The organism is Burkholderia sp. 10_S31 (genome assembly GCF_056930375.1).
Genome location: NZ_JBXOWK010000003.1, coordinates 2,940,992 through 2,953,887 on the forward strand (window position 1 = coordinate 2,940,992; position 12,896 = coordinate 2,953,887).

Annotated in this window: 11 protein-coding genes, 1 pseudogene and 1 riboswitch; of the genes and pseudogenes, 9 read left to right on the top strand and 3 right to left on the bottom strand. The window is 68.8% G+C overall.

Going from position 1 to position 12,896, the window contains the following annotated elements; all coding sequences use genetic code 11:
* Positions 1 to 214 precede the first annotated feature (214 nt).
* Positions 215 to 382: pseudogene (locus AC1Z3W_RS33865) on the top strand (Gfo/Idh/MocA family oxidoreductase); the annotation flags it as partial.
* Between the two features lie 173 nt (positions 383 to 555).
* Positions 556 to 1,242, top strand: coding sequence for an HAD family hydrolase (locus AC1Z3W_RS33870; protein WP_124833639.1), 687 nt, complete (start codon positions 556 to 558; stop codon positions 1,240 to 1,242).
* A gap of 90 nt (positions 1,243 to 1,332) precedes the next feature.
* On the opposite strand, the gene ribB is transcribed toward AC1Z3W_RS33870, so the two are convergent.
* The 3 genes from ribB to AC1Z3W_RS33885 all read right to left on the bottom strand — a co-directional run bounded on the left by ribB (position 1,333) and on the right by AC1Z3W_RS33885 (position 4,577).
* Entirely contained in the window at positions 1,333 to 2,043 is a 711-nt protein-coding gene (gene ribB, locus AC1Z3W_RS33875) for a 3,4-dihydroxy-2-butanone-4-phosphate synthase (RefSeq protein WP_124621335.1), read from the bottom strand.
* A gap of 118 nt (positions 2,044 to 2,161) precedes the next feature.
* Positions 2,162 to 2,310, bottom strand: a riboswitch (FMN riboswitch).
* Positions 2,311 to 2,502: 192 nt separating this feature from the next.
* Positions 2,503 to 3,189: a helix-turn-helix domain-containing protein gene (locus tag AC1Z3W_RS33880; RefSeq protein ID WP_057926617.1), complete on the bottom strand. Its 687-nt coding sequence runs from the start codon at positions 3,187 to 3,189 to the stop codon at positions 2,503 to 2,505.
* 212 nt (positions 3,190 to 3,401) lie between these two features.
* A complete protein-coding gene (locus AC1Z3W_RS33885) occupies positions 3,402 to 4,577 on the bottom strand; it encodes an MFS transporter (RefSeq protein ID WP_057926616.1) in 1,176 nt (391 codons plus the stop codon).
* A 146-nt stretch (positions 4,578 to 4,723) separates the two neighbouring features.
* Between AC1Z3W_RS33885 and AC1Z3W_RS33890 the strand changes: the two genes are divergently transcribed.
* From AC1Z3W_RS33890 to lnt, 7 genes are all read left to right on the top strand, one after another.
* Positions 4,724 to 5,656, top strand: coding sequence for a LysR family transcriptional regulator (locus tag AC1Z3W_RS33890; RefSeq protein ID WP_057926615.1), 933 nt, complete (start codon positions 4,724 to 4,726; stop codon positions 5,654 to 5,656).
* A 274-nt stretch (positions 5,657 to 5,930) separates the two neighbouring features.
* Positions 5,931 to 7,304 carry a tRNA (N6-isopentenyl adenosine(37)-C2)-methylthiotransferase MiaB gene (gene miaB / locus AC1Z3W_RS33895; protein WP_057926614.1) on the top strand — a complete coding sequence of 458 codons (1,374 nt, stop codon included), beginning with the start codon at positions 5,931 to 5,933 and terminating at the stop codon, positions 7,302 to 7,304.
* 33 nt (positions 7,305 to 7,337) lie between these two features.
* The gene (locus tag AC1Z3W_RS33900; protein ID WP_057926613.1) at positions 7,338 to 8,384 is read left to right on the top strand and encodes a PhoH family protein; all 1,047 of its coding nucleotides are present in this window, start codon (positions 7,338 to 7,340) and stop codon (positions 8,382 to 8,384) included.
* A 153-nt stretch (positions 8,385 to 8,537) separates the two neighbouring features.
* On the top strand, positions 8,538 to 9,323 hold the full coding sequence (gene ybeY / locus AC1Z3W_RS33905) for an rRNA maturation RNase YbeY (RefSeq protein ID WP_057926612.1): 786 nt from the start codon (positions 8,538 to 8,540) through the stop codon (positions 9,321 to 9,323).
* A 14-nt stretch (positions 9,324 to 9,337) separates the two neighbouring features.
* Positions 9,338 to 9,970, top strand: a complete 633-nt coding sequence (locus AC1Z3W_RS33910) for a gamma-glutamylcyclotransferase (RefSeq protein ID WP_057926611.1) — start codon at positions 9,338 to 9,340, stop codon at positions 9,968 to 9,970.
* 286 nt (positions 9,971 to 10,256) lie between these two features.
* A complete protein-coding gene (locus AC1Z3W_RS33915) occupies positions 10,257 to 11,144 on the top strand; it encodes an HlyC/CorC family transporter (RefSeq protein WP_057926610.1) in 888 nt (295 codons plus the stop codon).
* Positions 11,145 to 11,196: 52 nt separating this feature from the next.
* Entirely contained in the window at positions 11,197 to 12,885 is a 1,689-nt protein-coding gene (gene lnt / locus AC1Z3W_RS33920) for an apolipoprotein N-acyltransferase (protein WP_483509383.1), read from the top strand.
* The last annotated feature ends 11 nt before the right edge of the window (positions 12,886 to 12,896 follow it).

Here is a 12,896-nt window from a genome sequence, read left to right on the forward strand (position 1 = left end):
CTGTCGCGCACGTGCGCAACGCGAGCGGCTCGAATTTCCCGGTCGCGAGCAACAGTCCCGGCACGGACAACGACAACCTCGCGAATCCGCTGCCGGGCCGTTCGCGGACCACCGTGAACATTGGCATCAACCCTTCGTTCCGACGGACAACACGGGGCGCGGCCGATGCGTGCCGCGCGCCGTCGACACACAACGGAGTCACCAGGAGAACACCATGATCGAATTCGCGTTGTTCGGTGCGGGAAGAATCGGGAAGATCCACGCGGCGAATCTGGCGCGCCACCCGGGCGCGAAACTCAAGTACGTGATCGACCGTCATGCGCCGTCGGCCGACGCGCTCGCGCACGCGCACGGCGCGCAGGCCACCGAGATCGAACGCGCGGCGGCGGCCGGCGCCGGACCGCCGCCGCCATGCCGCGATCACCGGCCGGATCCGGTACGCCGGCTCGGCCCGGTCGCGCAAGCGGACTCGCCCAAACGTCACGCGGCGCAGCTGCGAAAGCACGTATCATGGCGGGATGATCGGCGTCGCCGACACCCCGCCTCTCCACCACCATGCTCGATCACCTTATCTGCGACTGCGACGGCGTACTCGTCGACAGCGAAGTCATTGCCGACCGCGTGCTGTTCGAAACCCTGTCCGCCACCTTCCCTCATCTCGATTTCGAAGACGCCGCGAAGTCCGCGTTCGGCCAGCAGACGTCGCGCTTTCTCGCCGGGCTCGAAGCGCATTTCGGCATCCGGATGCCCGACAACTTCATCGAGACCATCGAGCACAACATCGAGACCGGTCTCGCGCAATCGCTCGCGCCGATCACCGGCGTGCGCGACGCGCTGTTGAAGGTCGGCCTGCCGGCCGCGGTGGTATCGAACAGCCGGCTCGTGCGCGTGCGCAGCTCGCTGAAGCGCGCATCGCTCACCGAAATCTTCGGCGATCGCGTGTTCAGCTCCGAGCAGGTCGCGCGGCCGAAACCCTACCCCGACGTGTACCTGCATGCAGCGCACACGCTCGGCGTCACGCCGGCGCGCTGCATCGTCGTCGAGGACAGCGTGTCGGGCCTGAACGCCGCGCGCGCGGCGGGCATGAAGACGATCGCGTTCGTCGGCGCGAGCCACATCCCCGACAACTACGCGGACGCGCTGCGCGCGATGGGCATCACGCGGATCATGCGCAGGATGGATGAACTGCCGGCGCTCGTCGCGGCCGGCCTGCGCGGCGAATTCGGCGACGTGCAGTCCTGACCGACGGCCGCGCCGGATCGGCATGACCGGCGTGCGGCTCGCTGCGCACGCCGTATCGCGGGCGCAGCGGCGCGCCCGCCACACCGGCCGTCAGGCCGGTTCGCAGCAGCGCTCGCGCGCGGCCGCCAGCGCCTCGCGGAATTCGACGAGCTCCGCGATCGTCAGCATCGGCAGCCCGTGCTGCTGCGCGAAACGCTCGACATCGTCGCCGCGCGTCATCGTGCCGTCCGGATTCATCAGCTCGCAGAGCACACCCGCCGGCTTCAGGCCCGCGAGAATCGAGAGATCGACCGTCCCTTCGGTATGGCCACGACGCGCCAGCACGCCGCCCGGTTGCGCACGCAGCGGAAACACGTGGCCGGGGCGCACGATGTCGTACGGCTTCGCATCGTCGGCGATCGCCGCGCGGATCGTCGTCACGCGGTCGGCCGCGGACACGCCGGTATGCACGCCTTCGCGTGCCTCGATCGACACGGTGAACGCGGTGCCGTTGCGGCTCTCGTTGGTCTGCACCATCGGTGGCAGCTCGAGCGCGCGAACCTTGTCGTCGGTCAGGCACAGGCACACGATGCCGCTGCACTCGCGGATCAGCAGCGCCATCGTCTCCGGCGTGATGCGCTCGGCGGCAACGATCAGGTCGGCCTCGTTTTCCCGGTCGTGATCGTCCTGCAACACGACCGCGCGGCCCGCACGCAACGCGTCGAGCGCAGCGGCGATGCGCGGCGGCACCGGTTCGGAATCGAGCAACGGGAGATCGGCAAAGGCGTCGGCGGGGGCCGACGAAACGGACATGAAGGACATGTGAAACGCTCCTCGCAATGATGATTTGGGCGAAAAACGTTTCAGGGCATTGCAAACAGACAGAACGACAACCCGCTTCGCACGCACGGCGAAGCGGCCCTGACGGACATGACTATCTGCACATCTTCTCTCATCCGGACTATGACCGTCGGCTCTGGCATTCGACCAGATCTGCTGACCCCGCGCGGATGCGCGGGCGCTCGCGGGCTCGCCGGCTTACGCCAGCCTACCGCCGGTGGGGAATTTCGCCCCGCCCTGAAGACGCACTGATTGCCGGCCGGAATCCGTCCCGGCAGCGGCGGGCCAAGCATACCTCAGCTGCGCGCGCCGCGCAGCAAACCTCACCTAAAACCTTACTGACGACCCCGTCTAACGGCATCGTCCGAACGGCCGACACCCGGCCTGCGCGCCCGTCCCGAACGGAACCGGCGCCGGCCCGGCGAGCCAGCCCGCACGCGGTCAGCCGGCCGCGTGCGCGGCGTCGGGCACGAGCCAGCGCGGCGGCACTTCGGGGCTCACCGTCACACGAAACGCGCGTGCCTCGCTATCGCCCGGGTTGCGCAGGCTGTACGGCTGGTCGGCGTCGAACACGATCGCGTCGCCGGTCGCGAGTAACTGACGGCGATCGTGCACGCTGACTTCGAGCGTGCCCTCGCTGACCACCAGGTTGACCGTCGTGCCGGGTGCGCGGCGCGTGCCGGGCTCCGTGTGCAGCGGCGCGATCCGCAGCTCGTGGAACTCGGCCGCGGCCGGCTCGCCCTCCGGATACAGCGCACGCGCCGAGAAGCGGCCGTTCGAGCTGACGACGCGCGCCGCGCGCTCGGCCGCCAGGTGCTCGAAGCCGTTCACCGCGTGGCGGCGCAGGAACGCGGCGACCGACACCTTCAGCGCCGCGGCGATCTTGCAGAGCACCTTGATCGACGGCACGCTGCGCGCGGACTCGATCTGCGCGAGCATCGCGCGCGATACGCCGGACAGCCGCGCGAGCGCATCGAGCGACAGTTGCCGCTCGGCGCGCAAGCGCGCAAGGTTCACGCCGACGAGCTGCTCGAGGACGTCGAGCGACGCGAACGTCCGCGCGTCGGCGGCATCGCCGGACTCGAAGGAGGAAGACACGTCGCGCACCAGCGCCAGGGGTGAAGACATAGCATGGCCTCCAGGCCGCCGTGCGGCCCTGCGAATGGGGTAAGCCGGAATCGGGTTGCGCCACGGACGGCGCGTATCGAGACGCTATCACCCAGCCCTGAGCCCGCAAACGAAGTTATCTTCACACCGTTATCAGCATCGCGGAGGAATGCGTTCCTCGCGAACCGTGCCCTGTCGCCCCTGCGCCGGCGCACGGCCGCTCGATGCTTCGCTCACTGCGCAGCCGGTGCCGCGCCGCGCGCCGGCGCGCGCGCATCGAGCCGCATCGCGAGCCACGTGACGACGAGCGCCGCGAACGTCACCGCGACGGCGACCCACGGCAGCACGTCGAGCGCGAAGCCGTGTCCCAGCGCGAGGCCGCCGAGCCACGCGCCGCCCGCATTGCCGACGTTGAACGCGCCGATGTTCAGCGTCGACGCGAGATGCGGCGCGCTCGCGGCCTTCTCGACGACGCGCGCCTGCAGCGGCGGCACCGTCGCGAACGCGGCGATTCCCCACACGAATACGGTGACGGCGGCCGCGACCGGCTGGTGGCTCGTCTTCGCGAACACGGCCATCACGGCCATCAGCGCGACCAGGATCGCGATCAGCGACGGCATCAACGCGCGGTCGGCGAGCTTGCCGCCGAGCGTGTTGCCGACCGTCAGCCCGGCACCGAACAGCACGAGGATCAACGCGACCGCACGCGGCGAATAGCCGGTGACGGTTTCGAGGATCGGCGCGATGTACGTGAACACGACGAACACGCCGCCGAAGCCGAGCACCGTCATCAACAGCGCGAGCCAGACCTGCGGCTCCTTCAGCACGCGCACTTCGTGGCCGAGGCCGACGGGCCCGCTGTCGTGGCGGTTCGGCACCAGCAGCGCGACGCCGCCGAGCGACAGCACGCCGAGCGCGGCGACGATCCAGAACGACGCGCGCCAGCCGAGCAGCTGGCCGACGAACGTGCCGAACGGCACGCCGAGCACGTTCGACAGCGTGAGGCCCGTGAACATCAGTGCGATCGCGCTCGCGCGCTTGTCGGCTGGCACGAGCGACGCGGCGACCACCGCGCCGATGCCGAAGAACGAGCCGTGCGCGAACGACGTGACGACGCGCGCGACCATCAGCATCGCGTAGCCGGACGCGCTCGCGCACAGCACGTTGCCGACGATGAAGATCGCCATCAGCAACAGCAGCGCGGCCTTGCGCGGCATGCGGCTCGTCAGCACGGCGAGCAGCGGCGCGCCGGCCGCGACGCCGAGCGCATAGCCCGTGACCAGCAGGCCGGCCGACGGCAGCGACACGGCGAGGTCGTGCGCGACTTCGGGCAAGAGCCCCATGATGATGAATTCGGTGGTGCCGATGGCGAAGGCGCTGATTGCAAGCGCCAGTAGTGGAATGGGCATGACGTTCTCCGGAAGGCGGCGGGAGCGGCGCCGTCTCGGTGCCGCACCGCACAAGAAGCGGGATGTGCGCGCATTGTCCCGAATACGCCTATCTTTGATAATTGGCGTGGCATTTGAACCATTTTCAAAAGATTCTGGAAAATCCGATGGATCGACTGGGCGACATCCGGCTGTTCGTCGAGGCGGCCGAACTGGGCAGCCTGACCGCGGCCGGGCGCAAGCTGAACCTCACGCCGGCCGCCGCAAGCGCGCGCCTCGCGAAGCTCGAGGCCGCGGTCGCCACCCGGCTGTTCGACCGTTCGACCCGGCAGTTGCGGCTCACCGACGAGGGCCGCCTGTACCTGAGCGGCTGCCGCCAGGCGTTGCAGGCGCTCGACGATGCAAACGCGCTGCTGCAGGCAGGCCGCAACGTCGTCGGCGGCCGGGTGCGGCTGTCGGCGACGTCCGATTTCGGCCGCCGCCGGCTGCTCGACTGGCTCGACGAATTCACCGCGCGCTACCCGGACGTGACGTTTTCGCTGACGGCATCCGACTCGACGGTGAACCTGTGGCAGGACGAGATCGACCTCGCGATCCGTTTCGCCGCGCCGCCCGACGGCGCGCTCGTCGCCCGCCGCCTCGCCGCGGACCGGCGCGTGCCGTGCGCGGCACCGGCGTTCGTCGCACGCCACGGCGTGCCGCGCGATCCGCATGACCTGGCCCGCTTTCCGTGCAACGTGATCACGGTGACGTCGGGGCCGATGAACACATGGCACTTCACGCGCGGCGACGACACGCAGACCTGCACGGTGCCGCTCGCCACCGCATTCGAGACCAACGACGGCGGCCTCGCCCGCGAGTGGGCGCTGCGCGGCAACGGCATCGTGCTGAACTCGATCTGGGATGTCGCCGACGACATCCGCGCCGGGCGGCTCAAGGTCCTGCTGCCCGACTGGCGGCACCAGGGTGCGCCTCTGCACGCGATTTATCCCGGCAAGCGCTACATGGCGCCGCGCGTGCGCGTGCTGCTCGACTTCCTCGCCGAACGCTTCGCGCGCGAGGAAGCGGCGCTCGACGATCTGCTGAACGCGTGCCGCTGACGGCCGCCGCGCCGTCATATCGGGGTCGGAGCGCACCGGGCGGACGTCGTGCGACTGCAACCTGCCGCCCGCCCGGGACGGCGCGTAAAGCTATAATGGAAGGCTTTCCCGACGGCTTTTCACGAGTTCACGCGTTCACGACAGGCGCGCCCGGCGCGCGCTGCGCGCCCCGGTCCGCCACGCAGCACCGGCACGAACCGCTGCACCGGCAGCAGCCGTCCCGATTCACTCTTGACGACGCCCCCAGGTCAACCACTGCGAACGGCGAATCTCCATGACGAAAAAAGTTTACGTAAAGACCTTCGGCTGCCAGATGAACGAGTACGACTCGGACAAGATGGTGGACGTGCTCAACGCGGCCGAAGGCCTCGAAAAGACCGATACCCCGGAAGACGCGGACATCATCCTGTTCAACACGTGCTCGGTGCGTGAGAAGGCGCAGGAAAAGGTGTTCTCCGACCTCGGCCGCGTGCGCGAGCTGAAGGAAGCGAAGCCGGGCCTCCTGATCGGCGTCGGCGGCTGCGTCGCCAGCCAGGAAGGCGCGTCGATCGTGTCGCGCGCACCGTACGTCGACCTCGTGTTCGGCCCGCAGACGCTGCACCGCCTGCCGCAGATGATCGACGCGCGCCGCGAGAGCGGCCGTGCGCAGGTCGACATCACGTTCCCCGAGATCGAGAAGTTCGACCACCTGCCGCCCGCGCGCGTCGAGGGGCCGAGCGCGTTCGTGTCGATCATGGAAGGCTGCTCGAAGTACTGCAGCTACTGCGTCGTGCCGTACACGCGCGGCGACGAAGTGTCGCGCCCGCTCGACGACGTGCTGACCGAAGTGGCCGGCCTCGCCGACCAGGGCGTGCGCGAAGTCACGCTGCTCGGCCAGAACGTGAACGCGTATCGTGGCGCGCTGACCGCCGGCTCGACGGAAATCGCCGATTTCGCGACGCTGATCGAATACGTCGCCGATATCCCCGGCATCGAGCGGATCCGCTACACGACGTCGCACCCGAAGGAATTCACGCAGCGCCTGATCGACGCCTACGCAAAGGTGCCGAAGCTCGTGAGCCACCTGCACCTGCCCGTCCAGCACGGCTCCGACCGCATCCTGATGGCGATGAAGCGCGGCTACACGGTGCTCGAATACAAGTCGGTGATCCGCAAGCTGCGCGCGATCCGCCCGGACCTGTCGCTGTCGACCGACATGATCGTCGGCTTCCCCGGCGAGACCGAGGAAGATTTCGACAAGATGATGGCGCTCGTGCACGAGATGAGCTACGACACCAGCTTCTCGTTCATCTACAGCCCGCGTCCCGGCACGCCGGCCGCGAACCTGCACGACGACACGCCGCGCGAAGTGAAGCTCAAACGCCTGCAACATCTGCAGGCGACCATCGAGGAAAACGTCGCACGCATCAGCCGGTCGATGGTCGGGAAGGTCGAACGGATCCTCGTCGAGGGCCCGTCGCGCAAGGATCCGAACGAACTGTCGGGCCGCACCGAGAACAACCGGGTCGTGAATTTCCCGGCGCCGCTCGCGTCGCACCCGCGCCTGATCGGCCAGATGATCGACGTGAAGATCAACCATGCGTACCCGCATTCGCTGCGCGGCGAGCTCCTGCTCGTGAGCGACGACGCGAGCGCGGCCACCCACTGACCGACTGACGTTCCACAGGAGCCCGACGCTACTTTGAAGACCGTCCAAGCACTGGAATTCACCGCGCCGCGCGACGACAACGCGCGCCTCGCCAACCTCTGCGGCCCGCTCGACGAGAACCTGCGGCAGATCGAGCAGGCACTCGACGTCACGCTCGCGCGGCGCGGCCACCGGATCACGATCCGCGGGCGCGGCGCGAAGCTCGCGCTCGCGGCGCTCGAGAACTTCTACAACCGCGCGCGCGATCCGCTGTCGGTCGACGATATCCAGCTCGCGCTGGTCGAAGTGCGCCACACCAACGGCAACGGCCGCCAGGACACGCTCGACGTACGCTTTCGCGGCGACCCGGACCATCCGTTCGACGAACCCGCGGTGCAGCTCGACGACGCAGCGCCCGACGAGGAGCCGGCGCCGAAGCTCTACACGCGGCGCGCCGACCTGCGCGGCCGCACGCCCGCGCAGCGCGAATACCTGAAGCAGATCCTGCAGCACGATGTGACGTTCGGCATCGGGCCGGCCGGCACCGGCAAGACCTACCTCGCGGTCGCGTGCGCGGTCGACGCGCTCGAACGCGACCAGGTCAAGCGGATCGTGCTGACGCGCCCGGCCGTCGAGGCCGGCGAGCGGCTCGGCTTCCTGCCGGGCGATCTCGCGCAGAAGGTCGACCCGTACCTGCGGCCGCTGTACGACGCGCTGTACGACCTGCTCGGCTTCGACAAGACCGCGAAGATGTTCGAGCGCCAGATGATCGAGATCGCGCCGCTCGCGTACATGCGCGGCCGCACGCTGAACCACGCGTTCATCATCCTCGACGAGGCGCAGAACACGACGCCCGAGCAGATGAAGATGTTCCTCACGCGGATCGGCTTCGGCTCGAAGGCCGTCGTCACCGGCGACACGAGCCAGGTCGACCTGCCGCGCGCGCAGAAGAGCGGCCTGATCGAGGCGCAGCAGGTGCTCGGCGGCGTGCGCGGCATCGCGCTCACGCGCTTCACGAGCGCGGACGTCGTGCGGCATCCGCTCGTCGCGCGCATCGTCGAGGCGTACGACGACTTCCACGCGCAGCACAAGGACGCGTGAAGCACGGGCGGCGCCCGCGCGCCGCACCGGCCATCGGCCCGGCCCGCCCGACGGCGCGCCGGGCATTTTTTTGGTCCGCACGCGGCCGGTTCGAATTCGGGAGCGATCGGCCGTTTGGTGTATCCTCAACGCGTTCCAATCGCCGCACCCGTCATGAAATCTTCCCGTTCTCGCAAGTCCGGGCGCGACCAGTCCGCCGCGCCCGATTCCCCCCGTCTTTCGCTGTTCGATGCGAAGGGCAAGGCCCGGACCGTCGACGCGCAAGGGCTTCGAATCGACTTCCCCGATGGCCGCAGCCTGATGTTCGACCTGTCGGGCAGCTCGGGCGAGGCGGCCGTCGCGATCGTCGCGCAGCACAACGATCCGGCCATGCGCGCGAAACTCGCGCTGCAGCCCGAGCATTACGACAGCGTGACGCTGCACGTGGGTGCCGAACCCGCACCGCGCGACGAGGAAATCGCGGAAATGGCGGATGAGCTGCGCGAGCTGGAGCTCGACCTGTCCGTGCAGTATGGCGACGAAATCACCGGCGACGTCCGCAAGGCGCTCCCGAAGCGCAAGCTGATCGCCGAATGGATCGAGCCTGCGCTGTTCGCGAGCGCGCAGCTCACCGTGCGCTTCGTCGGCGAGGATGAAGGCCGCACGCTGAACGCCGGCTATCGCCACAAGGACTACCCGACCAACGTGCTGACTTTCGCGTACGACCCGGCGCCCGACGGCACCGTGATCGGCGATCTCGTGCTGTGCTGTCCGGTCGTCGAGAAGGAAGCGCACGAACAAGGCAAGCCGCTCGCGGCTCACTATGCGCACCTGCTGGTGCACGGCGCGCTGCACGCGCAGGGCTACGATCACGAGACGAGCGACGAAGACGCCGCCGAAATGGAAGCGCTCGAAGTCGACATCCTCGCAAAGCTCGGCTTCCCGAACCCCTACCGGTAAGAGGCGTCCGTACCATGCGCCACGCCGCGACGCTGCCGCCCGCGTATCCGCCGTCGATCGGCGAAGGACGGCTGCTGACGGACGACGAGCTCGCGGCGTCGCTCGCGCACACGATGCGCGACTGGGACGGCCAGCAGGATCTCTGGCTGTTCGGCTATGGCTCGCTGATCTGGAACCCCGGGCTGCCGACCGCCGCCGCCGTGCGCGGCAAGGTACACGGCTACCATCGCGGGCTTTACCTGTGGTCGCGCGTGAACCGCGGCACACCCGAACGTCCGGGCCTCGTGCTCGCGCTCGATCGCGGCGGCTCATGCTCGGGCATCGCATTCCGGCTCGCGGGCCCGACCGCGCAGCCGCATCTCGAGACGCTGTGGAAACGCGAGATGCCGATGGGCTCGTACCGGCCCGCGTGGCTGCCGTGCTCGCTCGAGACCGGCGAACGCGTGAGCGCGCTGGCATTCGTGATGCGCCGCGACGTGCCGACCTACACCGGCAAGCTGACCGACCCCGTCGTGCGGGAAGTGTTCAGCTGCGCGGCCGGCCGCTACGGCACGACGCTCGACTACGTGAGCCGCACCGTGGACGCGCTGCGCGCGAGCGGCATCCCCGATCGCGCGCTCGAAGGGCTGCTCGCGCGGTGCCGGTGACGCCCGACAGGCCGGCGCCCGCCCGGCCCGCCCAGCCCGCGACGAAATGCCGCCTCCGCCGACCGGCCTGCCGGTCGCCATTGCGCTCCGCTTTTTTGCCACTGCTGCCCCGGCGCTCCTTTCTGAGATAGGATGGATACGAAGGACGGCGCGGCCGTTCCCGAGCGGGCTCGCGCGCGCCGCCTGCCCCGGCCGGACGGCCGGTGTGACACAGCCGCGCCATGCCCTTGGTGTATCCTTGCCTTCTCCGTGACCGCGCGCTCCGGCATGACCCGGGCGCACCACCATGAACGATTCGTATCCCAGTCGTAAGTCAACCGACAAACCGCAAGAAAAGCGCTCGCTGCTCGAGCGCCTGACCGACTTCATCTCGCCCGAGCCGGAATCCCGGGCCGAGCTGCTGGAAATCCTCCAGGACGCCCACGAACGCAACCTGATCGACGCCGATTCTCTATCGATGATCGAAGGCGTATTCCAGGTGTCCGACCTGTGCGCCCGCGACATCATGGTGCCGCGCGCGCAGATGGACGCGATCAACATCGCCGACAAGCCTGAAGACTTCATCCCGTTCGTCCTCGAGAAGGCGCACTCGCGCTACCCGGTGTACGAGGAGAATCGCGACAACGTGATCGGCGTGCTGCTCGCGAAAGACCTGCTGCGCTTCTATGCCGAAGAGGAATTCGACGTGCGCGGGATGCTGCGCCCCGCCGTGTTCATTCCCGAATCGAAGCGCCTGAACGTGCTGCTGCACGACTTCCGCGTGAACCGCAATCACCTCGCGATCGTCGTCGACGAATACGGCGGCGTCGCGGGCCTGATCACGATCGAGGACGTGCTCGAACAGATCGTCGGCGACATCGAGGACGAATACGACTTCGACGAGGAAGCCGGCAACATCATCGCGGGGCCGGACGGCCGCTACCGCGTGCGCGCGCTCACCGAGATCGAACAGTTCAACGAGACGTTCGGCACCGACTTCCCCGACGACGAGGTCGACACGATCGGCGGGCTGATCACCCATCATTTCGGCCGCGTGCCGCACCGCGGCGAGAAGCTGCAGCTCGGCAACCTGGTGTTCGAGATCCAGCGCGGCGACGCGCGCCAGGTCCACGTGCTGCTGGTGCGCCGCAACCCGCTCGCGAGCCGCCGCGCCGAAACCTCGCACGAGGACTGACCGTCTCGCGCCGGCCGCGTCTCCTTCAACCGCTCGCCCTCTTTCGCTTCACATGGACGATCCGATCCCGTCCCGCCCGGCTGGCGGTCTTCTCGCGCCGGCGCCCGGCCGCGCGCTGCCGCGCTGGCACTATCCCGCCGCACTGCTCGCCGGCGCGGCCAATACGCTCAGCTTCGCACCGACGCCGCACGGCGGCTGGCTGCAGCTCGTCGTATTCGTCTGGTTTTTCGCCCAGCTGACCCGCACGTCGAGCTGGCGCGGCGCCGCGCTCACCGGCGGCGCGTTCGGTTTCGGCAACTTCATCAGCGGCATCTGGTGGCTCTACATCAGCATGCACGTGTACGGCGAGATGGCCGCGCCGCTCGCGGGCGGCGCGCTGGTGCTGTTCTCGCTGTACCTGTCGCTGTACCCGGCGTTCTCGGCCGGACTGTGGTCGTTCTGTGCGGGCCATGCGTGGCATCGGCGCGAACCCGACCCGCGGCCGTTCTCGCCGACCTGGCACGGCGCGTTCGCGTTCGCAAGCGCATGGGCGCTCGGCGAATGGCTGCGCGGCACCGTGTTTACCGGCTTTCCGTGGCTCGCGAGCGGCTATCCGCAGGTGGACGGCCCGTTCGCGGGCTTCGCGCCGGTGGTCGGCGTATACGGGATCGGCTGGGTGCTCGCGCTGTTCGCCGCGCTGGTCGTGCAGGCGCTCGTCGCCGCGCGCCGGTCGCCCGCACCTGAACACGCCGGCGGCAACGCGCGCGTGCGTATCGCCGCGCCGGCCGCCATCGCCGTCGCGCTGGTCGCGGCCGGCGTCGGGCTGTCGCAGGCCACGTGGACCGTCCCCGCGAACGCGCCGCTCACCGTGCGGCTGCTGCAGGGCAACGTGAAGCAGGACATCAAGTTCGAGCAGGAAGGCATCGACGCGGCGATCAAGATGTACCAGCAGATGATCGTCGAGAAGCCGGCCGACCTGATCGTCACGCCGGAGACCGCGATCGCGGTGATGATCCAGGAGCTGCCCGAGCCGTTCGCCGTCGCGATCCGCAAGTTCAGCGACACGACGGGCTCGGCCGTGCTGTTCGGCGCGGTCGGCGCGTCGGTGACGCCGGAAGGCCGTTACGTCGACTACACGAACAGCCTGTATGGCGTGACACCGCACTCGCGTGACATCTATCACTACGACAAGCACCATCTCGTGCCCTTCGGCGAATTCATCCCGTGGGGCTTCCGGTGGTTCGTCGACCTGATGAAGATGCCGCTCGGCGACTTCGCGCGCGGCGCGCCGGTGCAGAAGCCGTTCCTCGTGCACAACCAGCCGGTGATGGCCGACATCTGCTACGAGGACTTGTTCGGCGAGGAAATCTCCGCAACGATCCGCGACAACCCGCAGCCGCCCGGCGTGCTCGTCAACGTGACGAACCTCGCGTGGTTCGGCGACACGATCGCGCTCGACCAGCACCTGCAGATCGCGCGGATGCGCGCGCTCGAAACGGGCCGGCCGATGCTGCGCTCGACCAATACCGGGATGACGGCCGCGATCGACGCGCACGGCCGCGTGCTCGGCCAGTTGAAGCCGTTCACGATCGGCTCGCTCGACGTGCTGATCGAAGGCACGAGCGGCTTCACGCCGTACGTGACGAGCGGCAACAACATCGTGCTCGCGGTGTCGCTCGTGCTCCTCGCGTTCGGCTTCACGTTCGGGCCGGGCCTGCGCCGCCGCAACAGCGCGAAGGCCGGCGACGACCGGAACGCGTGACGTATCGGCCG

Excerpts from the sequence above, each read along its gene's own strand:
- AC1Z3W_RS33870 (WP_124833639.1), top strand. The coding sequence starts at position 556 with ATGCTCGATCACCTTATCTGCGACTGCGACGGCGTACTCGTCGACAGC.
- ribB (WP_124621335.1), bottom strand. The coding sequence starts at position 2,043 with ATGTCCTTCATGTCCGTTTCGTCGGCCCCCGCCGACGCCTTTGCCGAT.
- AC1Z3W_RS33880 (WP_057926617.1), bottom strand. The coding sequence starts at position 3,189 with ATGTCTTCACCCCTGGCGCTGGTGCGCGACGTGTCTTCCTCCTTCGAG.
- AC1Z3W_RS33885 (WP_057926616.1), bottom strand. The coding sequence starts at position 4,577 with ATGCCCATTCCACTACTGGCGCTTGCAATCAGCGCCTTCGCCATCGGC.
- AC1Z3W_RS33890 (WP_057926615.1), top strand. The coding sequence starts at position 4,724 with ATGGATCGACTGGGCGACATCCGGCTGTTCGTCGAGGCGGCCGAACTG.
- miaB (WP_057926614.1), top strand. The coding sequence starts at position 5,931 with ATGACGAAAAAAGTTTACGTAAAGACCTTCGGCTGCCAGATGAACGAG.
- ybeY (WP_057926612.1), top strand. The coding sequence starts at position 8,538 with ATGAAATCTTCCCGTTCTCGCAAGTCCGGGCGCGACCAGTCCGCCGCG.
- AC1Z3W_RS33910 (WP_057926611.1), top strand. The coding sequence starts at position 9,338 with ATGCGCCACGCCGCGACGCTGCCGCCCGCGTATCCGCCGTCGATCGGC.
- AC1Z3W_RS33915 (WP_057926610.1), top strand. The coding sequence starts at position 10,257 with ATGAACGATTCGTATCCCAGTCGTAAGTCAACCGACAAACCGCAAGAA.
- lnt (WP_483509383.1), top strand. The coding sequence starts at position 11,197 with ATGGACGATCCGATCCCGTCCCGCCCGGCTGGCGGTCTTCTCGCGCCG.